At 60.2% G+C, this 21,015-nt stretch carries 20 protein-coding genes; 11 read left to right on the top strand and 9 right to left on the bottom strand.

What is annotated here, in order from left to right; genetic code table 11:
- The first annotated feature begins 209 nt into the window (after positions 1-209).
- Complete coding sequence (locus I9184_RS12330; protein WP_171634829.1) at positions 210-1,778, top strand: 2-isopropylmalate synthase; 1,569 nt, start codon at positions 210-212, stop codon at positions 1,776-1,778.
- A 95-nt stretch (positions 1,779-1,873) separates the two neighbouring features.
- On the opposite strand, the gene rlmJ is transcribed toward I9184_RS12330, so the two are convergent.
- Positions 1,874-2,659 (bottom strand): 23S rRNA (adenine(2030)-N(6))-methyltransferase RlmJ, encoded by a 786-nt coding sequence (rlmJ, locus tag I9184_RS12335; protein WP_209834617.1) that lies wholly within the window; start codon positions 2,657-2,659, stop codon positions 1,874-1,876.
- 155 nt (positions 2,660-2,814) lie between these two features.
- Here rlmJ and I9184_RS12340 point away from each other — a divergent pair, with 155 nt between their 5' ends.
- Genes I9184_RS12340 through I9184_RS12365 form a run of 6 tightly spaced genes read left to right on the top strand, consistent with a single transcriptional unit; the run spans position 2,815 to position 9,381 of the window.
- Positions 2,815-3,861 (top strand): rod shape-determining protein, encoded by a 1,047-nt coding sequence (locus I9184_RS12340; RefSeq protein ID WP_039523195.1) that lies wholly within the window; start codon positions 2,815-2,817, stop codon positions 3,859-3,861.
- 58 nt (positions 3,862-3,919) lie between these two features.
- A complete protein-coding gene (gene mreC / locus I9184_RS12345) occupies positions 3,920-4,822 on the top strand; it encodes a rod shape-determining protein MreC (RefSeq protein ID WP_209834619.1) in 903 nt (300 codons plus the stop codon).
- A complete protein-coding gene (locus I9184_RS12350; RefSeq protein WP_171634834.1) occupies positions 4,815-5,351 on the top strand; it encodes a rod shape-determining protein MreD in 537 nt (178 codons plus the stop codon). The genes mreC and I9184_RS12350 overlap by 8 nt, the downstream gene beginning before the upstream one ends.
- Positions 5,348-7,297: a penicillin-binding protein 2 gene (gene mrdA, locus I9184_RS12355; protein ID WP_171331337.1), complete on the top strand. Its 1,950-nt coding sequence runs from the start codon at positions 5,348-5,350 to the stop codon at positions 7,295-7,297. The genes I9184_RS12350 and mrdA overlap by 4 nt, the downstream gene beginning before the upstream one ends.
- A complete protein-coding gene (gene rodA, locus I9184_RS12360) occupies positions 7,294-8,433 on the top strand; it encodes a rod shape-determining protein RodA (protein ID WP_171634836.1) in 1,140 nt (379 codons plus the stop codon). Before mrdA ends, rodA begins: the two co-directional genes overlap by 4 nt.
- A gap of 15 nt (positions 8,434-8,448) precedes the next feature.
- Positions 8,449-9,381, top strand: coding sequence for a glyoxylate/hydroxypyruvate reductase A (locus I9184_RS12365; RefSeq protein ID WP_171724244.1), 933 nt, complete (start codon positions 8,449-8,451; stop codon positions 9,379-9,381).
- Positions 9,382-9,383: 2 nt separating this feature from the next.
- Here the strand turns inward: I9184_RS12365 and I9184_RS12370 are convergent, their stop codons facing one another.
- From I9184_RS12370 to I9184_RS12395, 6 genes are all read right to left on the bottom strand, one after another.
- The gene (locus I9184_RS12370) at positions 9,384-11,399 is read right to left on the bottom strand and encodes a M3 family metallopeptidase (RefSeq protein WP_209834621.1); all 2,016 of its coding nucleotides are present in this window, start codon (positions 11,397-11,399) and stop codon (positions 9,384-9,386) included.
- 75 nt (positions 11,400-11,474) lie between these two features.
- On the bottom strand, positions 11,475-12,524 hold the full coding sequence (gene moeB, locus I9184_RS12375; protein WP_209834622.1) for a molybdopterin-synthase adenylyltransferase MoeB: 1,050 nt from the start codon (positions 12,522-12,524) through the stop codon (positions 11,475-11,477).
- Positions 12,524-12,979, bottom strand: a complete 456-nt coding sequence (gene dut, locus I9184_RS12380; RefSeq protein ID WP_171119662.1) for a dUTP diphosphatase — start codon at positions 12,977-12,979, stop codon at positions 12,524-12,526. The genes moeB and dut overlap by 1 nt, the downstream gene beginning before the upstream one ends.
- A 15-nt stretch (positions 12,980-12,994) precedes the next feature.
- Positions 12,995-14,191 (bottom strand): bifunctional phosphopantothenoylcysteine decarboxylase/phosphopantothenate--cysteine ligase CoaBC, encoded by a 1,197-nt coding sequence (gene coaBC, locus I9184_RS12385; RefSeq protein WP_209834624.1) that lies wholly within the window; start codon positions 14,189-14,191, stop codon positions 12,995-12,997.
- Positions 14,192-14,254: 63 nt separating this feature from the next.
- Positions 14,255-15,079 carry a ChaN family lipoprotein gene (locus I9184_RS12390; protein ID WP_209834626.1) on the bottom strand — a complete coding sequence of 275 codons (825 nt, stop codon included), beginning with the start codon at positions 15,077-15,079 and terminating at the stop codon, positions 14,255-14,257.
- Positions 15,076-15,954, bottom strand: a complete 879-nt coding sequence (locus I9184_RS12395; RefSeq protein ID WP_152456879.1) for an RNA polymerase factor sigma-32 — start codon at positions 15,952-15,954, stop codon at positions 15,076-15,078. Before I9184_RS12395 ends, I9184_RS12390 begins: the two co-directional genes overlap by 4 nt.
- Before the next feature lie 99 nt (positions 15,955-16,053).
- Between I9184_RS12395 and cobU the strand changes: the two genes are divergently transcribed.
- Genes cobU through I9184_RS12415 form a run of 4 tightly spaced genes read left to right on the top strand, consistent with a single transcriptional unit; the run spans position 16,054 to position 19,652 of the window.
- Positions 16,054-16,575: a bifunctional adenosylcobinamide kinase/adenosylcobinamide-phosphate guanylyltransferase gene (gene cobU, locus I9184_RS12400; RefSeq protein ID WP_209834628.1), complete on the top strand. Its 522-nt coding sequence runs from the start codon at positions 16,054-16,056 to the stop codon at positions 16,573-16,575.
- Positions 16,572-17,150 carry a histidine phosphatase family protein gene (locus I9184_RS12405; protein ID WP_209834630.1) on the top strand — a complete coding sequence of 193 codons (579 nt, stop codon included), beginning with the start codon at positions 16,572-16,574 and terminating at the stop codon, positions 17,148-17,150. Before cobU ends, I9184_RS12405 begins: the two co-directional genes overlap by 4 nt.
- Before the next feature lie 58 nt (positions 17,151-17,208).
- On the top strand, positions 17,209-18,090 hold the full coding sequence (locus I9184_RS12410) for a glutathione S-transferase (protein WP_209834632.1): 882 nt from the start codon (positions 17,209-17,211) through the stop codon (positions 18,088-18,090).
- A gap of 47 nt (positions 18,091-18,137) precedes the next feature.
- Positions 18,138-19,652 (top strand): YifB family Mg chelatase-like AAA ATPase, encoded by a 1,515-nt coding sequence (locus I9184_RS12415; protein WP_209834634.1) that lies wholly within the window; start codon positions 18,138-18,140, stop codon positions 19,650-19,652.
- On the opposite strand, the gene gshB is transcribed toward I9184_RS12415, so the two are convergent.
- On the bottom strand, positions 19,649-20,581 hold the full coding sequence (gene gshB, locus I9184_RS12420; protein ID WP_209834637.1) for a glutathione synthase: 933 nt from the start codon (positions 20,579-20,581) through the stop codon (positions 19,649-19,651). The genes I9184_RS12415 and gshB overlap by 4 nt on opposite strands.
- Before the next feature lie 61 nt (positions 20,582-20,642).
- Positions 20,643-21,014, bottom strand: coding sequence for a YraN family protein (locus I9184_RS12425; protein ID WP_152456873.1), 372 nt, complete (start codon positions 21,012-21,014; stop codon positions 20,643-20,645).
- Between the last annotated feature and the right edge of the window lies 1 nt (position 21,015).

A 21,015-nucleotide genomic window follows, 5' to 3' on the forward strand; every position in this document is an offset into this window, starting at 1 on the left:
TGGTTCTTTTCATTCCCGGCGGCGTCTGTATAACCTCAGACCCATGATCAACTGCGCAGATATCCCTTTTGCCAAAGCCGCCCCTCGCGGCGCGGTTCTGCGTGGCCTACTGATCCTAATCCGCCTCTGAGCGTGCCATCCGGCGCGCCCGCTCAGAGGAGGACGCCAGCGCGCCAACAGGCTTTAGGACAGACAAGAAAGAGATTCCCATGACCAACGTGACCGACCAAGACCGCGTCTTGATCTTCGATACCACTTTGCGCGACGGCGAGCAGAGCCCCGGCGCGACCATGACCCATGACGAAAAGCTCGAGATTGCCGAACTGTTGGATGACATGGGCGTCGACATCATCGAAGCCGGTTTTCCGATCGCATCCGAAGGTGACTTCAAAGCGGTAACCGAGATCGCACAACGATCCAAAAACAGCCGCATCTGCGGTCTGGCCCGCGCCAATTTCGCCGATATCGATCGCTGCTGGGAGGCGGTCAAACACGCGGAACAGAACCGCATTCACACCTTCATCGGCACCTCTCCACTGCACCGCGCCATTCCGAACCTGACACAGGACGAGATGGCTGACAAAATCCACGAAACGGTCAGCCACGCGCGCAACCTGTGCGAAAACGTGCAGTGGTCGCCGATGGATGCAACCCGGACCGAATGGGATTACCTGTGCCGCGTCATCGAAATCGCGATCAAGGCCGGGGCAACCACCATCAATATCCCCGACACCGTGGGATATACTGCGCCTCTGGAATCCGCTGACCTGATCAAACGCCTGATCGAAACGGTTCCGGGCGCAGATGAGGTGATCTTTGCCACCCATTGTCACAACGACCTCGGCATGGCGACAGCGAACTCGCTGGCGGCCGTCATCGGTGGCGCACGCCAGATCGAATGCACCATCAACGGCCTGGGCGAACGCGCCGGCAACACCGCCCTGGAAGAGGTCGTGATGGCAATGCGCACGCGCAATGACATCATGCCCTTCCACACCGGGATCGACACGACCAAGATCATGCATATCTCTCGCCGGGTCGCCACGGTGTCGGGCTTCAACGTGCAGTTCAACAAGGCCATCGTCGGCAAGAACGCGTTTGCCCACGAAAGCGGTATCCATCAGGACGGCATGCTCAAGAACCGCGACAATTTCGAGATCATGCGCCCCGAGGATATCGGCCTGTCGGGCACGTCCCTGCCTCTGGGCAAGCACTCGGGCCGCGCGGCTCTGCGCGACAAACTGGAAACGCTGGGTTTTGAAGTTGGCGACAATCAACTCAAAGACATCTTCGTGCGGTTCAAGGATCTGGCGGATCGCAAGAAAGAAGTGTTCGACGACGATCTCATTGCGCTGATGACGTTGGACGAGGCGGACGACTATCTGCAATTGGTGTCGATGAAAGTCACCTGCGGCACCGGCGGCCAGGCGGAATCGACGGTCGAGCTGGAAGTCGACGGCAAGGACGTCATCGCAACTGAACACGGTGACGGGCCGGTAGACGCAACCTTCAAGGCGATCCGTGCGATTTACCCCAACACGGCCCGTTTGCAGCTGTATCAGGTTCATGCGGTGACCGAAGGCACCGATGCGCAGGCCACGGTTTCGGTCAGGCTGGAAGAAGATGGCATGATCGCCACGGGTCAGTCGGCGAACACGGATACTGTCGTGGCTTCGGCCAAAGCCTATATCCACGCGCTGAACCGCCTGATCGTGCGCCGGGAAAAGACCGGCCCGGGCGCGGATGCCCGCGAAATCAGCTACAAAGACCTGACCTGATCATAATTGGCGCGGTGAGGGGCCCAACATGTTTGACGGCATCTCTGATGCAGGCAAACAGGGCGGGAGTATCGGTTGCATTTCTTTGGCTGGCCTCAGAGGCCTGCAAATAGCTGCGACAGGCGTGTCGTCTCTTCCTCGATGCCGAATGGTGCGTTCAGAATGAACATCCCTGACCCCACCATCCGATGCCCCTCGCGCACCGGTGGGAACGTCACCTCATGGCAAATGGCCTTGGGGAAGTTTTGCGCTTTTAGCGTCGCGATCATCCGGGCGTGGCGTTTGTCCTTCAGAACCGGGTACCACAGCGCGATCACCCCGACATTCCATTTCCGGTGCAGTTTGGCAATCGCTGCGGGCAGTCGATCGTAGTCGGTCTTCACCTCATAGCTTGGGTCAATCAGCAATAGCCCCCGACGCGGCGTCGGAGGCAGCAGGGATTGCACCAGTTCAAACCCGTCCTGCCGATACACCTTCGCCCCGAACGGCGACATAGCCAAAGACAGCGCGGCATGTTCCTGAGGGTGCAGCTCGGCAAAATGCAGACTGTCCTGATCCCTCAACAGATGTGCTGCAATCATCGGCGATCCCGGATAGGCCGCGTCGCCGTGCCGGGCCCGTATGTTTTCCAGAACCCGCGCCATCGGATGTCCGGGGCCGAACCACCCTTCTCGTTTCGCGCGCTCGATTCCCGCCGCCGCCTCGCCCGTCCTCATGGATTCGTCCGCGTCCAACTGGTACAGCCCCCGCCCGGAATGCGTTTCGACATAGCTGAGCGGCTTGTCCTTCTGCGTCAAATAATTCAGCACCCAGGCCAGCAATGCGTGCTTTTGGACATCAGCCAGATTCCCGGCGTGGTAAATATGTTGATAAGAGAGCATTTTGCCTTCTAAAGTCCCATTCAATAAGGCGGAAAGGTGCTGATTGTCGCGGAATCAGCCCTTTTACCGGGCGTGATGGCACCCTATAAGTCATCCGTCCCGGAACCGTCGAGTCGCGGGCAGTAGAAAAACCGACATACAGGATCAGGGGAAACATGGGGATCTTTGGCAATCTGGGCGGCCTGTTCACAGCGGACATGGCCATCGACCTTGGAACGGCGAACACGCTGGTTTACGTCAAGGGGCGCGGTGTCATCCTGTCTGAGCCTTCGGTCGTAGCCTATCACGTCAAGGACGGCGTTAAGAAAGTTCTGGCCGTCGGCGAAGATGCCAAGCTGATGCTGGGACGAACGCCCGGTTCGATCGAAGCCATCCGCCCCATGCGTGAAGGCGTGATCGCCGACTTCGACACCGCCGAGGAAATGATCAAGCACTTCATTCGCAAGGTGCACAAACGTTCGACCTTTTCGAAACCCAAGATCATCGTCTGCGTACCTCACGGTGCGACCCCAGTCGAAAAACGCGCAATCCGTCAGTCGGTTTTGTCCGCAGGCGCGCGCCGCGCGGGCCTGATCGCGGAACCGATCGCCGCCGCCATCGGCGCGGGCATGCCGATCACCGACCCGACCGGCAACATGGTCGTCGACATCGGCGGTGGTACGACCGAAGTGGCCGTTCTGTCGCTGGGCGACATCGTCTATGCCCGCTCGGTCCGCGTAGGTGGCGACCGCATGGACGAAGCCATCATCTCGTACCTGCGCCGTCAGCAGAACCTGCTGGTCGGTGAATCCACTGCGGAACGCATCAAGACGACGATCGGCACGGCGCGGATGCCTGATGATGGCCGCGGCCAGTCGATGCATATCCGGGGTCGTGACCTGTTGAACGGCGTACCCAAGGAAATCGAGATCAGCCAGGCCCAGGTCGCCGAGGCGCTGTCGGAACCCGTCCAGCAGATCTGCGAAGCGGTGATGACCGCGCTGGAGACCACTCCGCCCGATCTCGCCGCCGATATCGTGGATCGGGGCGTCATGCTGACAGGCGGTGGTGCATTGCTGGGTGATCTGGATCTGGCCCTGCGCGAACAGACCGGCCTGGCCGTGTCCATCGCGGACGAAAGCCTGAATTGTGTGGCTTTGGGCACCGGCAAGGCGCTAGAATACGAAAAACAGCTGCGCCACGCGATTGACTACGAAAGCTGAGGCGCGCACCTTTTAGGGGCAGTCTGAATTCGGCACGAGCAGCACGGGAAGGTAACCTGTGGCAAAAGACCGATCACAGCGCGATGACTACACGACCCCTCTGCGCCGCTTGTTGCTGGGGATCGTCATCCTTTGCTTGCTGGGTATCTTTCTGGTGTGGCGGATCGACAGCCCGCGTGTCGAGCGGTTCCGCGCGCAGGTGGTGGACGCGGTCGTACCGTCGATGGACTGGGCCATGGTGCCCGTGACCGCCGCTGTGAACCTTGTGCGCGATTTCCAAAGCTACCAGCGTCTGAGCGAGCAGAACCGCGAGCTGCGCAGCGAACTGCGCCTGATGCGTGCCTGGAAAGAGGCCGCACTGCAATTGGAGCAGGAAAATGCGCGGCTGTTGGATCTGAACAATGTCCGCCTCGACCCGCGCCTGACATACATCACGGGTGTTGTGATGGCCGACAGCGGATCACCCTTTCGGCAGTCCGTCCTGTTGAATGTGGGGGAACGCGACGGGATCGTTGATGGCTGGGCCACGATGGATGGAATCGGGCTGGTTGGCCGAATTTCCGGCGTCGGGCCAGACACGGCTCGGGTGATCCTGGTGACGGATGCCACCAGCGCCATTCCGGCAACGATTCAGCCTTCTGGCCAGACCGCGTTGATCAAAGGAGACAATACTCCGGCCCCAGTGGTCGAGTTTCTTGAAAACCGAGAGCTGGTCCGCCCCGGTGATCGGGTGATCACATCCGGCGACGGTGGCGTTTTTCCGGCAGGCCTTTTGATCGGCCAGATCACCGCAGATCCAGGCGGCCGCCTGCGCGTTCGCCTTTCAGCAGATTTTGAACGGCTCGAGTTTCTTCGTGTTCTGCGCTTCCATTCGCCCCCGCCGATTCAGGATCCGGGTGGGATCGTCGGGCCAACTCGGCCCGAAACTGCGCTTGTGCCGGATGAGGTCAGCGATGGATAGGCCCGCCTCATACAACTGGGCCATGCGCGGCCTTTACGTTGCGCTGGCCTTTGTCGTTCTGTTTCTGCATTTGCTGCCGCTTGATGCGCAACCGGATCGCTGGCCTTTTCCTGATGTATTGATTGCGCTGACCTTTGCCTGGGTATTGCGGCGCCCCGATTATGTGCCCACGCTGCTGGTCGCGTTTGTCATGCTGATGGCGGATCTGTTGCTGCAACGCCCGCCCGGCCTTCTGGCTGCGCTGGTGGTGTTTGGCACAGCCTATCTGCGCTCTGCCGCTCCGGGTATGAAGGACACTGGGTTTGTCGGAGAATGGATGTCTGTCGGTGTGGTGATTGCCATGGTCTTTTTGACGAACAGAGTCGTTTTGTCGATCTTGTCTGTGCAGCAGGCCGCTTTGTGGCCAGTCGTTATGCAACTTGTGCTGACAATCGCCTTCTACCCGTTCATCGTGCTGTTGAGCCAAAGCGTATTTGGCGTCCACCGCCTGTCTGCTGCGGATGCCGGAGCCGTAGGGGGCGGAGCATGAAACAACGCAAACCCAAGTCGCAGGGCCTTGCCTATAAACGCCTGCCACGCCGGGCGCTACTGCTGGGCGGTTTGCAGGCGGCTTTTATCGGCGGGCTGGCCGCACGGATGCGTTTCATGCAGGTGGATCAGGCCGACGAATACCGCCTGCTGGCCGAAGAAAACCGCATCAACATTCGACTCATCCCGCCAACCCGTGGACGTATCTATGACCGCAATGGTCAAATCATCGGTCAGAACTCACCATCCTATCGCATCGTCATCGTGCGTGAAGACGCAGGTGACGTCGACAAGGTGATTGCCAAATTGTCGGAACTCATCCCGCTGAACGATGATGAGATCGAACGCGCCCGGACTGAAATGCGCCGATCAGCCCCGTTCCTGCCGGTCACTCTGGCGGATCAGGTCACTTGGGAAGACATCTCGAAAGTCGCAGTCAATGCCCCGGCCCTTCCGGGTGTGACGCCCGAAGTGGGCCTGACACGGCAATACCCACGCTATGAGGATTTCGCCCATATCGTCGGCTATGTCGGCCCGGTCAGCGACTACGATCTCAGCAAGCTCGAAGACCCCGAGCCGGTTTTGCGAATTCCCAGGTTTCAGATTGGCAAGGTCGGGTTGGAAGCCAAGCAGGAAACAGCCCTGCGTGGCAAAGCCGGTGCAAAGCGTGTCGAAGTCAATGCCACAGGGCGGGTCATGCGCGAGCTGGACCGGCAGGAAGGTCAGCCGGGTGCGGACTTGCAATTGGCGATCGATGCCGACCTGCAACAATATGCGCAAGCGCGGCTGGCAGGAGAAAGCGCGGCGGCAATTGTTCTGGATTGCGAAACCGGGGACCTGCGCGCTGTCAGCTCTACACCCAGTTTTGATCCAAATCTGTTTGTGCGCGGTATCTCGGTCGCGGATTATCGGGCATTGACGGGGGACAAGTATCGCCCTCTGGCCAACAAGTCCGTACAAGGCACTTATCCTCCGGGGTCGACGTTCAAGATGGTCACTGCATTGGCCGCGCTGGAGGCCGGCGTGATAGGCCCTGGAAACACAGTGTATTGCCCCGGGCACCTTAAGGTCGGCAGCCGCAGGTTCCACTGCTGGAAGCGCGGCGGGCATGGCACGGTCGATCTGAACCTGTCGCTGAAACGCAGCTGCGACGTCTATTACTACGACGTGGCTTTGCGGGTCGGGATCGACAAGATATCCGAAATGGCTCGTACTTTGGGCCTAGGCGTCAAACACGATATTCCGATGTCGGCGGTCGCCGCTGGACTTGCCCCCAATCAGGAATGGAAGCAGCGGACACACGGTCAGGATTGGCTGGTGGGCGACACGGCCAACGCGTCCATCGGGCAAGGGTTCATGCTGGCATCACCGCTTCAACTGGCCGTCATGACGGCTCGTATCGCCACCGGCCGATCGGTGACACCGCGCCTTGTACGTTCGATCGACGGTGTCGAACAGCCTTCGGGCGCAGGGGAACCGCTGGACATCAACGCCTACAATCTGGAACAGGTGCGCAAGGCCATGTACTCGGTCTCGAACGATCGGCGTGGGACGGCCTATCGCAGCCGCATCATCGCGGACGAGTTCCGCATGGCCGGCAAAACCGGCACCAGTCAGGTCCGCAACATCACCAAGGCCGAACGTGCCGCCGGCGTGATCCGCAACGAAGACCTGCCATGGGAGCGTCGCGACCACGCCTTGTTCGTCTGCTTCGCGCCCTATGACAATCCGAAATACGCGGTTGCCGTGGTCGTTGAACATGGCGGCGGCGGGTCCAAGGCGGCGGCACCGGTCGCCCGCGATATCATGCTTCAGGCGCTCTACAACGGTACCCCGCCGCTTGAGGCATATCCGGTTGCCGACCGCGAGCGGATCAAGGAACAGCAAAAACGGCTCGAGGGCGACCGTCGCCCCAAAGCGCGTCCCGACGGAAAGGACCGCGCATGAGCTATCTTGAATATGCCGTGAAATCCACGCCGTCGGGGTTTCGGAAATTCCTGTACATGAATTGGCCGCTGACCCTGTTGCTGATCAGCACGGCCAGCGCAGGGTTCCTGATGCTGTATTCGGTTGCAGGCGGGTCGTGGACACCCTGGGCGGAACCACAGATGGAGCGGTTCGGGCTTGGCCTGATCGCGATGTTCATCATTGCTTTGGTTCCGATCTGGTTCTGGCGCAACATGTCCGTGCTGGCCTATCTCGGGTCGGTCGCGTTGCTGGTATTCGTGGAGTTGTTCGGCACCATCGGCATGGGCGCGCAGCGTTGGATCGACCTTGGGTTCATGCGCCTGCAACCCTCAGAAGTCATGAAGGTGGCCCTGGTCATGGTTCTGGCGGCGTATTACGACTGGCTGCCATCGCACAAGACCTCCCGCCCTCTATGGGTCTTTGTTCCCGTGGCCCTGATTGTCCTGCCAACCCTGCTGGTTCTGAAACAGCCGGATCTCGGCACGTCGATCCTGCTGTTGGCTGCCGGTGGCGGGCTGATGTTTCTTGCGGGTGTCCACTGGGCCTACTTTGCAGCCGTCATTGCCGCCGTCGTGGGCCTGATCGCCGCCGTGTTCAACAGTCGCGGGACCGAATGGCAGTTGCTCAAGGATTATCAGTTCCGCCGGATCGACACGTTTCTTGACCCCTCTACCGATCCTTTGGGTGCCGGGTATCACATCACGCAATCCAAGATCGCCCTTGGTTCCGGGGGCTGGAACGGGCGCGGTTTCATGCAGGGTACGCAATCCCGGCTGAACTTCCTGCCCGAGAAACACACCGATTTCATCTTCACCACCCTCGCAGAGGAATTCGGATTCGTCGGTGGCATCACGCTCTTGATTCTCTATGCCCTGATCCTTGTGTTCTGCATGGCGACCGCACTGGCCACCAAGGATCGGTTCTCGTCACTGGTTACTCTGGGCATCGCGCTGAACTTCTTCTTGTTCTTTGCCGTCAACATGTCGATGGTGATGGGCATGGCACCGGTTGTGGGCGTCCCACTGCCAATGGTCAGCTATGGCGGATCGGCCATGCTGGTGCTGATGGCCGCGTTCGGCATCGTCCAAAGCGCTCATATCCATCGTCCCCGCTGATCCGAAAGGCCCCCGATGCCCGTAAACGTACTGTTTTCCGCGCGCCCTGCCCTGTGGCCCGTGTATGAACCGCTGCTCACTCGATACCTTGCGGAGGCCGGCGTTGAGGCGCGGCTCGGTACGGAATTTGACCCGGATCAGGTCGATTACGTTGTCTACGCTCCGAATGGCGGGTTACTGGATTTTTCGCCCTTTACACGCCTGAAGGCGGTTCTGAGCCTCTGGGCCGGGGTTGAAAAGATCGCGGACAATGACACGCTGACCGTCCCCTTGGCGCGAATGGTGGATCACGGGCTGACGCAAGGTATGACCGAATGGGTGGTGGGCCATGTGCTGCGCTATCATCTGGGAATGGATCGCCACATCACCATCCAGGATGGCGTCTGGGCCCCGGATGCCCCACCTTTGGCGCAAGAGCGCAAAGTGTGCATTCTGGGCCTCGGCGCGTTGGGCGAAGCCGCGGCCCGCACCCTGGCCTCGCTGAATTTCACGGTCACAGGCTGGAGCCGCACCGCCAAGGACATCCCCGGCGTAACCTGCCTGCATGGTCCTGACGGTCTGCGTGACGCGCTTTCCCGGGCCGAGATACTGGTTCTGCTGCTGCCTGACACCGCTGCCACCGAAAACGCGTTGAATGCTGAAACGCTGGCCCTGCTGCCCAAGGGCGCGCGGATCATCAACCCGGGTCGCGGACCCCTGATCGATGACGATGCGCTGCTGGATGCCTTGAACGCGGGTCAGGTCGGTCACGCGACGCTGGATGTGTTCCGGGTCGAGCCCCTGCCCCCCGATCATCCGTATTGGGCACATCCGAACGTGACGGTGACCCCTCATATCGCGTCCGAGACCCGCCCGGTCACAGCCGCGCAGGTCATTTGCGAAAACATCCGGCGTGGCGAAGCCGGAGAGCCCTTCGTGCACCTGGTGGATCGCGCTTTGGGCTACTGATTTCAGGCCGCGATCAGACCGCGGCCTTTCAACAGGGCGTCAACCCCCGGCAATCTTCCCCGGAACGCCAGATACAGGTCTTCTGCCTCGCGCGAACCGCCAGTGGACAGGATGTTGTCCTCCAACGCTTTGGCGCGTTCGGGGTCAAAGGCACCTCCCGCCTCTTCAAAGGCGGCAAAGGCGTCGGCATCCATCACTTCGGACCACATATAGCTGTAGTACCCCGAGCTGTAGCCATCGCCTGCAAAGACATGCGCGAAATGCGGAGTAGCGTGGCGCATTCCAATGGCCTTCGGCATCCCCAACCCGGCCAAAACTTCCGACTGTTTCGCCATCGGATCTGTCGGCGCCTCGCCATCGTGGAAGGCCAGATCAACAAGGGCCGAGGCGACATATTCCACCGTCTGGAATCCCTGATCGAAATTGGCCGCCTTCAGCACCTTTTGCAGCATTTCCTGCGGCATCGGCTCGCCCGTTTCCGCATGGGTCGCAAACTCGGCAAGAACCTCGGGCACTTCCAGCCAGTGTTCGTAAAGCTGGCTGGGCAACTCCACGAAATCGCGCGCCACGGACGTGCCCGAGATGCTTTCATATGTCACGTTGGACAGCATCTGATGCAGGGCATGGCCGAATTCATGAAACAGGGTCCGCGCGTCATCATAGGACAGCAAGGCGGGATCCCCTTTGGCAAAATTGCAGACATTGATGACAACCGGTGTCTGCTTCTTCGGGAATTTGGCCTGCGCCCTCATCGCGCTGCACCAGGCGCCTGACCGCTTGGACCCTCGTGCAAAGTAGTCTCCGATAAATACGGCAATATGCTGCCCGTCGCGGGTAACGTCCCAAGCCCGGCAATCCGGGTGATAGAGGGGTACGTCCAACGGTTTGAAATCCAGCCCGAAAAGCCGGTTGGCGCAGGCAAACGAAGCCTCGATCATACGATCCAGTTGCAGATAGGGTTTCAACGCAGCCTCATCCAGATCATGTTCCGCCTTGCGCCGCTTTTCAGCATAGTACCGCCAATCCCAAGCTTCCAGCGGGCCGTTGATGCCGTCTTCCTGCATCATCTGCGTCAGAACATCCGCGTCGGCGTCTGCGCGGGACTTGGCCGGTTCCCAAACCTGCATCAACAGTTCGCGCACCCGATCCGGCGTGCGCGCCATCTCGGTTTCCAGCTTGTAGTCGGCGAACGTGTCATAGCCCAGAAGCTTGGCACGCTCTTCGCGCAAGGCCAGGATCTCGGCCGCGATGTCTCGGTTGTCGGTCTCGCCCCCATTGGCGCCGCGTGCGGCCCAGGCGCGATAGGCTTTTTCACGCAGGTCCCGGCGGGGCGAGAATTGCAGAAACGGCACGATCAGCGACCGTGACAAGGTGACCACCGGCCCCTGTGCCTTCTTCTCCTGCCCCGCGGCACGCGCCGCGTCCACGACGAAATCCGGCAGGCCGTTCAGATCCCCTTCGGTCAGATCCATGTACCAGTCCCGCTCATCCGCCAGCAGGTTCTGGGTAAACGAGGTGCCCAGCGACGCAAGGCGCGACTTGATCTCTTGCATACGGGTGTCTTCGTCCCCTACCAAAGCCGCACCGGCACGCACAAAGCCCCGGTGGGTCAGCATCAGCACACGCGCCTGTTCCTCGGTCAGGTCAAGATCATCGCGCCGTGCCCATAGGTCGGCCACACGCTTGAACAGCGACTTGTTGGAAGAAATGCCCGAAAAATGCGCCGAAAGCCTGGGGGAAAACGCGCGTTGCAGTTCTTCCCGCTTGGGGTTGCTGTCCGCGCCCGCAATCGTGAAGAAGACCGACAGAACCTTGTCCAGTTGCCCGCCCGCAGCCTCGAGCGCCTCGATCGTGTTGGCGAATGTGGGGGTATCCGGATTTGCCGCTATCGCGTCGATCTCGGCGTTATGCTCTTTCATCGCCTGCTCCAGTGCCGGCGAGAAATCATCATCCGAGATATCGGAAAAAGGGGCGATTTCAAACGGTGTGGTCCAGTTGGACAAGATCGGGTTGGTCATGCGGATCTCCTTTGATCCCATAGCTATGTCGCCATGGCCGGGTGTTCCAGAACACCCAACCCATGTGAAGAAAGGTTAATCGTTTCTGATGCCACAAATGGGGCAATCGTCCCGGCGGGTCAGAACAATCTTTCGGCTTTCACCGTACAGCGCGTCATAGATCAGCATCTCGCCGCGCAGCGCCATGCCGGCCCCCGTTATCACCTTGATCGCCTCGACCGCCATCATCGATCCGACGACGCCCGGCAGCGGGCCGATCACACCGGCCTCGGAACAGGACGGGGCCAGACCGGGCGCCGGGGCCTCTGGGAAGATGCACTGATAGCAGGGGCTGCCATTGGCCGGGTCAAACACACTCAGCTGACCTTCCCACTGCGACAAAGCCCCCGAAACCAGCGGTTTGCCCAGCGCGACAGCGGTTCGGTTTGCCAGATACCGGGTCTCAAAATTGTCGGTTCCGTCAAGGATCAGATCGAAGTCTGCAAAAAGGTCGGTGGCGATTTCCTCGCTCAAGCGGCGGTGATAGGGCAGAACAACGACGTTCGGGTTTTGCGCCTCCATCGCCTGCTGGGCCGAAAAGACCTTGGGCATTCCAATATCTCCGTCGCGGTGAATGACCTGTCGTTGCAGGTTGGCATTCTCGACGACGTCATCGTCGATGATCCCGATCGTGCCGACACCCGCAGCCGCCAGATATTGCAGCGCAGGTGCGCCCAGACCACCTGCGCCGATTACCAGAACGCGGGCTTTTTTTAATTTTTTCTGACCGGGCCCACCCAGTTCGCGCAAAACGATATGGCGGGCATAGCGGTCCAGCTCGGCCTCGGTAAATCGGTCCGAGGGCATGTCGGGCTCCGGGTCAGCAGCTGAAACTGCGCGGTTGCGCAAAGCTTTGAGTATTCTGCCATACAGCAAAGCCAGCGCCGCGAAACCCAAGAGGATCAGCCAAAGCGCCGCAGACCCACCCATTGCTTCGCGAAGAGGGTGCCCATCCGGCAAGATCAGATGGGACAGTATGACGCCGGCCAGCAACACACTCACGGAAACCATGCGCGCTTTTTTCGACGTGCCGGCGATATAACCGACACCCCAAAGCCCCGCAGCCAGGATGAAAACCAACAGCATCAGCCGCGCCCGGTCGAGCCGAAACCGCCAGCCCCGCGATCGGTTTCGCCCAGAGCCTGAGCCAGTTCAAACGTTGCCTGCACCACCGGCGCGACCACAAGCTGCGCGATACGATCTCCGTGGGCGATCTCGAACCGTTCCTGGCCCGCATTCATCACGATCACGCCCAAGGGCCCACGATAGTCGCTGTCGATGGTGCCCGGCGTGTTGGGCAGTGTAATCCCATGCTTCAACGCAAGGCCCGAGCGGGGCCGAACCTGAACCTCATACCCTTGCGGGATTTCAATGCGCAGGCCGGTCGGCACCAGCGCCCGCTGACCGGGGTCCAGCGTAATCGGCGCGCCGCCGGGCAGATTGGCACGCACGTCCGCGCCGGCCGCCCCCGAGGTTTCGTAAGAGGGAAGCGCCACGGCGGGGTCTGCCCCGTCTTCGCGGATCACCCGGATTGCAACCATGCCCTTGCCTTTCCTTCAGCCTGCCAACGCGTCCGCGATTTTCGCCGCCAGACGCCGGGCAACTTCGTCTTTACCCATACGGGGCCATTCCTCGGCCCCGTTGTCCGAAATCAGGGTGACCGCATTTTCTGACCCGCCCATAATGCCTGTTGCAGGGCTGACATCGTTGGCGACGATCCAGTCACAGCCTTTGCGCAGACGCTTGGCCGTGGCGTGTTCGATCACATTGTCCGTCTCGGCCGCAAAGCCGACAACCAATGGCGGACGGTTCGCGCCCATCCCGGAAACACGTTTCAGAATGTCCGGGTTTTCGGTGAATTCCAGTACCGGCAGGCCATCGCGGCTTTTTTTCAGCTTCTTGTCCGATGCGCTGGCGACACGCCAGTCCGCGACCGCAGCCGCGAATATTCCGGCATCGACGGGCAGAGCTGCATCAACCGCATCAGACATCTGTTGCGCGGTTTCGACAGGTACGACCCGCACACCCGCCGGGGGCGGCACGTCTGCCGGGCCGGTCACAAAGGTCACCTCGGCTCCCAATTCCGCCAGCGCCCGGGCCACGGCGGCACCTTGGGCCCCGGACGAACGGTTGGCAATATACCGGACGGGATCTATCGGCTCATGCGTCGGGCCGGACGTCACCAGCACCCGCCTGCCCGCCAAGGGCCCCGCAGACAACCGAGCCTCAATCGCCGCGACAATTTCCAGCGGCTCGGACATGCGCCCCGGGCCGTATTCGCCACAGGCCATGTCGCCTTCGTTCGGGCCCACAAAGCGCACGCCATCCGCTTGCAGCTGCTTCAGGTTTCGCTGTGTTGCCGGGTGGGTCCACATCCGCACATTCATCGCGGGCGCACACAGAACGGGTGTGTCCGTGGCCATCAGAAGGGTCGAGGCCAGATCGTTGGCCAGCCCTGCGGCCATCTTGCCCATCAGATCCGCCGTTGCAGGGGCCACAACGATCAGATCCGCAGAGCGCGACAGTTGAATATGCCCCATCTCGGCCTCATCAGTGAGGTCAAACAGATCGCGATAGCCTTTTTCACCTGCCAGAGCCGATACGGACAGCGGTGTCACAAACTCTTCCGCAGCGCGCGTCAATACAGGGGTTACGTCCGCGCCACGCTCGCGCAGCCTGCGGATCAGGTCCAGCGATTTGTAGGCCGCGATTCCGCCACCGATAATCAGCAGAATGCGTTTGGATGACAGCATGTTCAGCCCTTCCCGTCCCGGTCGGCCCCGACATTAGGCAAGGCCCGCAGGTAGTTCCAGCGATTAATTCTGAACCTGAAATGCCGCACAGGGGTCTTCGCGCTCGGCCGTGGGGCTATCAATCACGATATCGAATTCTCCGTCGATCGCTCCATCCTCGGATTGTCCGACGGCCACGACTTTCCAACCTGGTCTGAGGCGCGCAAGATAGGTCGGTATGCCCCGATCCTTTCGCGCGTGACCATTTCCAGTAATCACGGCAACCGGACCCCCGGTTTCGTCCATCGCACGGACCACGGCACGGGCCAGCACAGCATCGCGCAATCGTTGGATCGCAACCATCTGGGGCAACATTTCAGCCGGAAGCGCATCGCAATGCGCCGCCAACTGGTCGGCTTCGCGCGCGGCCTGTTCTTCGGGCGATAGAGGCACCGTCAGACCATAACGCGCCGCGTCTGCCCCCAACGCCGTGGCGGCACCGCGTTCCATCGCGGCACGCGCAGCAGCACGCGGAACCATAGCCCCGTAAACCGGCGCGCCTGACGCCTCGAACACTGGATAATACATGCTGAGCGGCGGCCAGCCACTTTCAGCCCATTTCAGAATGCGGCTCAGTTCTTCCGGGTTTGACACAGCTTTCTGAGCGAGTCTCTGCGCGCCCTCTTCCGTGACCATTTCCCAGACGACGGCCGAAGGTGAAACAGCTTCAAGCGCCTCGGCCTGCACCAAATGATGCGTCGGGTTGTCGTGAACTTCCCCCAATATCAAGACATCGGCGTCCCGCATCGCGGACATGGCATCAGCGGGAACAAGTCTATCTGCCAGCCCCGGTCGCGCTGCCGCAACCGTAAAACCCAGAACAAACGCAAGAATCGCAAACTGTTTCATGCGATGAAGTGTTGCACCTCGCGCGACTGGGCTTCAAGGTTCTTGCGCATTTTCGCAAAGGCTGCGGCTTCAAGCTGTCGTACACGTTCTTTTGACAGACCCAGCTCGGTTCCCAGGCTTTCCAGGGTTCGCGCAGGGTCTCGCAGCTTGCGCTCGCGCACAATGAAACGCTCGCGATCATTCAAGGCATTCATCGCCGTCAACAGCCACTTGCGCAACTGTTCGGTATCATGGCTGTGTTCAACTGCTTCGGCTGCCTGCTCGCGGTCATCTTCCAGGGCATCGATCCACTCGCGCCCATCCTCATCAGCGGATTGCACCGCATTCAGCGAAAAATCAGAGCCGGACAGACGACCTTCCATCATCTCGACGTCGCGCAGCGGCACACCGATTTCCGTGGCGATCATCTGGTGTAACTGATGACGGTCCAATTCCTGCCCTTCGGTGGCGGCTTCCCGTTCCAGCCGGGCCTGAACGCGACGCATGTTGAAAAACAGCGATTTTTGAGATGAGGTTGACCCGGTCCGAACCATGGACCAGTTCCGCATCACATAGTCCTGAATGCTTGCCTTGATCCACCATACGGCATAGGTCGAAAACCGCACGCCGCGATCTGGGTCGAACTTGTCTGCGGCCTTCATCAGGCCAAGGCCTGCTTCCTGAATGAGATCATTCATCGGCGCGCCATAGCGCTTGAACTTGGCCGCCATCGAAATCGCCAGACGCATATAGGCGGTGATCAGACGGTGCAACGCCTGTTCATCACGCTCATCACGCCATGCATAAGCCAGTTTCAGTTCGGTTTCCGCATCCAGCAGCTCGGCCTTCATTGCTTGCCGGGACATCGAAAAGTCCGTCGCATTATCCAGTGCCATAAACCTCTCCCCTGTTTGCAGGTACTGGTCAGACTTGCTTTGCCGACCTATGACCATTACGCAAAACAGCACCAAACGGATCAACTATAGGTAAGTACTGTGTCGCCGGATTTAACCTTGGTTCTGGGCGGGGCCGCGTCGGGCAAGTCGGTTTTCGCCGAAGAACTGGTTGTTTCTCAGGGGAAAAGCCGAGTTTACCTTGCGACATCACAAGTGTTTGATGACGAGATGCGCCAGAAGATTGAGCGCCATCTTGAACAGCGCGGCGACGGTTGGACCACGGTTGAAGAACCCTTCGACCCGGGGCCGGTTCTGGCCACGTTGTCGCCCGATCAGATTTGCCTGATTGACTGCGCCACCATGTGGCTGAGCAACCACCTGCTGGCCGAAACCGATCTGGAAGCGGCACAAACCGCCCTGCTTGACGCCCTTCGTGCATGCCCTGCGCAAATCGTGATCGTCTCGAACGAAGTTGGCCACGGCATTGTCCCGGACAACGCCCTGGCCCGCCGGTTTCGCGAAGCACAGGGGCGGCTGAACATCGCGCTTGCAGCGCAGGCCGATCTGGTGGTGCAGATTACTGTCGGGTTGCCCTTGGTTCTGAAAGGGCAAATGCCGTGATGCGCCTTCACCTTGTTCGACACGGGCCGACACATGCGAAAACCATGGTCGGCTGGTCCGACCTGCCCGCTGACCTTAGCGATACAGCCGCACTGAAACGTCTGCACGACCATTTGCCGCCCAAGGCGCTTGTGATCTCGTCCGATCTGTCACGGGCGGTTGACACCGCCACGGCCATACAAGGTCAACGTCAACGCCTTCCCCATCATCCGGGCTTGCGGGAAATCCATTTTGGCGACTGGGAGTTGCGCGGATTTTCCGAAATCGAAGCCGAAGACCCGGAACTGGCCTTTTTATATTGGGACAACCCCGGCGATGTCCGCGCTCCGAAAGGTGAAAGCTGGAACGACGTCCGCAATCGGGTTGATGCGGCGATCGACACGCTTGTTTCAGTACATTCAGGCCGCGATCTGGTCATCGTCGCGCATTTCGGCGTTATCCTTACTCAGGTGCAGCGCGCCCTTGATCTGGACGGACAACAGACCTTTTCACACCGAATCGACAACCTGTCGGTAACGGATATCCTGATCGACGCAGGCAGGTGGTCCGTCGGTACGATCAATCACCTTCCGTGAACAGACCCCACACAAATCACTGTTTTACCGGGTTGCGAACCTGCGGCATCGTCTGCGTATGACATATGATTTGTATATCGGCGACCGCCTCTTCTCCAGCTGGTCAATGCGTGGCTGGTTGATGCTTGAGAAATTCAACCTTTCCTACAGAAGCCACATGATTGGCCTGTATTCGGGCACCATGGCACAGGATATGGAGCCCTTGGCCCCAGCGCGACTTGTGCCTGCCCTGCGCCTGCCGGAAGGAACTGTGGTGGGCGAAAGCCTGGCCATGGCTGAAACCCTGGCCGAGCGCCACCCTGATGCCGGGTTGTGGCCATCAGATCCCGCCGCCCGGGCAACCGCCCGCTGGCTATGCGCCGAGATGGTGGCAGGGTTTGGTGCCTTGCGGTATGAATGCCCGATGCAATTGCTGCACGTCTGGCAGGGTTTCGACCCCTCAGATGAAACACTGGCAGATCTGGCACGCATCGAAATACTCTGGGACCATGCACGCAAAGTGTCCGGTGCGGGACAAGGCCCGTTGTTCGGCGCGTATTCGCTGGTGGACGTGTTTTACTCACCTGTCGCAGCGCGGATCATCGGATATGGGCTGCCAGTTTCCAAGGCGAACCGGACCTATTGCCTGGACCTGTTGTCAGACCCCGCCGTCAGACAATGGCGCGCAATGGGCCTGACTGTCAGATACGACCCTTTTCCCTATCGTCAGGATTTGCCGTCCAAGCCCTGGCCGATCGGAGGGGTTTCAACCGCCAAGCCGGTCTCCGGCCCGTCAATCAACCAAGTTTGCCCGTATTCCGGCAAACCCGTTGCGGAATTTCTGGAGTTGGATGGAAAATGCTGGGGCTTCTGCAATCCATTCTGCCGCGACAAAACAATTGCCGATCCCGACGCGTGGCCAAAATTCGCTGCATTGCGCGCAACCGTTAACGACTCTTAAACCACAATCATGGCAGCAACACCCTGTTAACCAAGAACAGGACTGCCATGGTCGCCCGCGCCCACACTGTTGCCTTTCACGGCGTCGAAGCCCGCCCGGTCGAGGTGCAATGTGCCGTATCGCCCGGCTTGCCGGCCTTTTCCATCGTTGGCCTTCCCGACAAAGCCGTGTCCGAAGCCCGCGACCGTGTCCGCAGCGCGCTGAGTGCGATGGCCATCGCTCTGCCGTCGAAACGAATTACGATCAACCTGTCTCCTGCGGATCTGCCCAAGGAAGGCAGCCATTTCGACCTGCCCATCGCAGTCGCGCTGTTATCGGCACTCGAGGTCATCCCAGCCGATGCCGCCGAAGGAACAGTTGCACTGGGAGAGTTGTCGCTTGATGGATCTCTGGTGCCTGTCGTCGGCGCCCTGCCCGCGGCCATGACGGCCGCGTCAGAGGATCGCATGTTGCTGTGTCCCAAAGCCTCCAGCGCCGAGGCTGCATGGGTCGACGCCACTCAGGTTATCGGCGCGGGTTCCCTGGGCGATGTTGTCCGCCATTTCTCGGGACAGTGCCCTTTGCCGGCGGCACAACCCGGCGAGGTGAATCTGGCGCCCAGCGTGCGGGATCTGCGCGATGTAAAGGGGCAGGAACGCGCCAAGCGCGCCTTGGAAATCGCGGCAGCCGGGCGTCACCATCTGATCATGATCGGCACGCCGGGGTCGGGCAAATCCATGCTGGCCGCACGGCTTCCGGGCATCTTGCCACCGCTGACCGCAGTCGAAGCGTTGGAAACTTCGATGATTCAGTCCCTGTGCGGGTTGCTGGATGAAGGCGGCATCAACCGCACGCGTCCATTTCGGGAACCGCATCATACGGCCTCGATGGCAGCCATTGTCGGCGGGGGCAAAGGTGCCAAGCCCGGTGAGATCTCATTGGCGCATAACGGCGTGCTGTTCATGGATGAGTTCCCCGAATTTCCCCGTTCGGTTCTGGAGACCCTGCGCCAGCCAATAGAATCCGGAGAAGTCATGGTGGCGCGTGCCAATGCCCATGTGAAATACCCCTGCCGTTTCATGCTGGTGGCCGCCGCGAACCCGTGCAAATGCGGCTACCTGACGGATCCATCGCGCGCCTGCTCTCGCGCACCCGGCTGCGGCGAGGATTATCTGAACCGTATCTCGGGGCCCCTGATGGACAGGTTCGACCTGCGGATCGAAGTTCCGCCTGTGGGCTTCACCGATCTTGATCTGCCCCCATCCGGCGACAGCTCGGCGACAGTTGCCGCGCGGGTTGAAAACGCCCGCGCCATACAGGCGGAGCGGTTTCGGGGAATGCCGGACCTGCGTCAGAATTCCGACGCCGAAGGCAAAGTTCTGGAACAGATCGCAACACCCGATGCAGAAGGAAAAGCCGTTTTGCTGAAGGCCGCAGATCGGTTCGGCCTATCGGCGCGTGCCTTTCATCGGATCCTGAGGGTGGCGCGGACGATCGCCGATCTGGACGGTTCAGCCGACATCCGCAGGCCACATGTTGCAGAGGCGCTGAGCTTTCGCATCAGCGCCCGGGTCATGGCTTAGATCTTGGCTTCAATCGCCTGCCAGATCTTTTCGGCGATGTTCACGCCGTCGAACCGTTCCAGCTCTTGAATGCCGGTGGGCGAGGTCACGTTGATTTCGGTGAGATAGTCGCCAATGATGTCGATCCCGACAAAAATCTGACCTTTTTCTTTCAGCAGCGGTCCGATGGCGGCGCAGATCTCCAGATCACGCTGTGACAACCCGATCTTTTCCGGGCGTCCGCCCACATGCATGTTTGACCGCGTTTCGCCCGCGGCTGGCACCCGGTTGATTGCGCCAACCGGTTCACCGTCCACGAGGATCACCCGCTTGTCGCCATTGCTGACATCCGGCAGGAACTTTTGCACGATCAGAGGCTCGCGCGAGAACCCCGTGAACAGCTCGTGCAGAGAGGTCAGGTTGCGGTCATTGGCATCCAGTCGGAACACGCCCGCACCGCCATTGCCATAAAGCGGCTTTAGGATGATATCGCCGTGCTTTTCCTTGAACGCCTTGATCGTTTTTATGTCACGGGCAATCGTTGTCGGCGGCGTCAGGTCAGGGAAATCCAAAACCAGCAGTTTTTCAGGATAGTTCCGCACCCAGAACGGGTCGTTGACCACCAGCGTTTGCCCTTTCAGGCGGTCCAGCAGATGGGTGGACGTGATGTAATGCATGTCAAAGGGTGGATCCTGACGCAGCCAGACCACGTCGAAATCGGCCAGGTCAACTTCACGTTCGGGGCTCAGAATCGCCGGATCGCCGGCGACCCGCTGCACGGTCATGTCATGGCCGCGCGCCGTGATACGACCTTCCTGATAGGCCAGCTGATCCGGCCCATAGAAAAACAACGAATGACCGCGCGCCTGCGCCTCCTCCGCCAGACGGAATGAGCTGTCGGCGTTGATGTCCACGGCCCCGATCGGGTCCATTTGAAAGGCGATTTTCATGTCGTGTCCCTCAGTTTCACGCAAGATACATGGCCCAGCAGGCCTGAGGGTTCAATGGGGCTTAGGCGTGACCGAAGGCGTTTTCGATGATTTGAACCGCGCCAGTGCCATCTACCAGTGCCGCGTCAAATCGGACATTGGTCAATTGCCCACCCGGTTCGTTTTCCAGGTATTGCGCGGCCGAGGCACAGATTCGGTCAATTTGTCTTTGACTGATCCGGGCTGCAGCTTTTTCGAAACTGGAGCTTTTCTTGACCTCGATGAACACGAGCCCGTCGCCATCCCGCACAATCAGATCGATTTCACCACCGGCACCCCGCCACCGGCGATGCGCAATTGCAAAACCCCGGCGCTCATAGTCCGAGGCGACCCGAAGCTCGGCCGACTGCCCCGCCTGATAGGAAACCGAGCCCTGAATTGCACGCCGCCCCATG

Origin of the sequence: Ruegeria sp. HKCCE3926 (genome assembly GCF_017872515.1) — a bacterium.
Taxonomy (GTDB): domain Bacteria; phylum Pseudomonadota; class Alphaproteobacteria; order Rhodobacterales; family Rhodobacteraceae; genus Ruegeria.

Bases quoted from the DNA above. Each gene is read 5' to 3' on its own strand.
- coaBC (WP_209834624.1), bottom strand. From the start codon at position 14,191: ATGCTGTCATCCAAACGCATTCTGCTGATTATCGGTGGCGGAATCGCG.
- I9184_RS12425 (WP_152456873.1), bottom strand. From the start codon at position 21,014: ATGGGGCGGCGTGCAATTCAGGGCTCGGTTTCCTATCAGGCGGGGCAG.
- I9184_RS12410 (WP_209834632.1), top strand. From the start codon at position 17,209: ATGACATATGATTTGTATATCGGCGACCGCCTCTTCTCCAGCTGGTCA.
- gshB (WP_209834637.1), bottom strand. From the start codon at position 20,581: ATGAAAATCGCCTTTCAAATGGACCCGATCGGGGCCGTGGACATCAAC.
- I9184_RS12340 (WP_039523195.1), top strand. From the start codon at position 2,815: ATGGGGATCTTTGGCAATCTGGGCGGCCTGTTCACAGCGGACATGGCC.
- rodA (WP_171634836.1), top strand. From the start codon at position 7,294: ATGAGCTATCTTGAATATGCCGTGAAATCCACGCCGTCGGGGTTTCGG.
- I9184_RS12390 (WP_209834626.1), bottom strand. From the start codon at position 15,079: ATGAAACAGTTTGCGATTCTTGCGTTTGTTCTGGGTTTTACGGTTGCG.
- I9184_RS12365 (WP_171724244.1), top strand. From the start codon at position 8,449: ATGCCCGTAAACGTACTGTTTTCCGCGCGCCCTGCCCTGTGGCCCGTG.
- rlmJ (WP_209834617.1), bottom strand. From the start codon at position 2,659: ATGCTCTCTTATCAACATATTTACCACGCCGGGAATCTGGCTGATGTC.
- mrdA (WP_171331337.1), top strand. From the start codon at position 5,348: ATGAAACAACGCAAACCCAAGTCGCAGGGCCTTGCCTATAAACGCCTG.
- moeB (WP_209834622.1), bottom strand. From the start codon at position 12,524: ATGCTGTTGGTTTTCATCCTGGCTGCGGGGCTTTGGGGTGTCGGTTAT.
- I9184_RS12350 (WP_171634834.1), top strand. From the start codon at position 4,815: ATGGATAGGCCCGCCTCATACAACTGGGCCATGCGCGGCCTTTACGTT.
- I9184_RS12330 (WP_171634829.1), top strand. From the start codon at position 210: ATGACCAACGTGACCGACCAAGACCGCGTCTTGATCTTCGATACCACT.
- I9184_RS12370 (WP_209834621.1), bottom strand. From the start codon at position 11,399: ATGACCAACCCGATCTTGTCCAACTGGACCACACCGTTTGAAATCGCC.
- I9184_RS12395 (WP_152456879.1), bottom strand. From the start codon at position 15,954: ATGGCACTGGATAATGCGACGGACTTTTCGATGTCCCGGCAAGCAATG.
- I9184_RS12415 (WP_209834634.1), top strand. From the start codon at position 18,138: ATGGTCGCCCGCGCCCACACTGTTGCCTTTCACGGCGTCGAAGCCCGC.
- dut (WP_171119662.1), bottom strand. From the start codon at position 12,979: ATGGTTGCAATCCGGGTGATCCGCGAAGACGGGGCAGACCCCGCCGTG.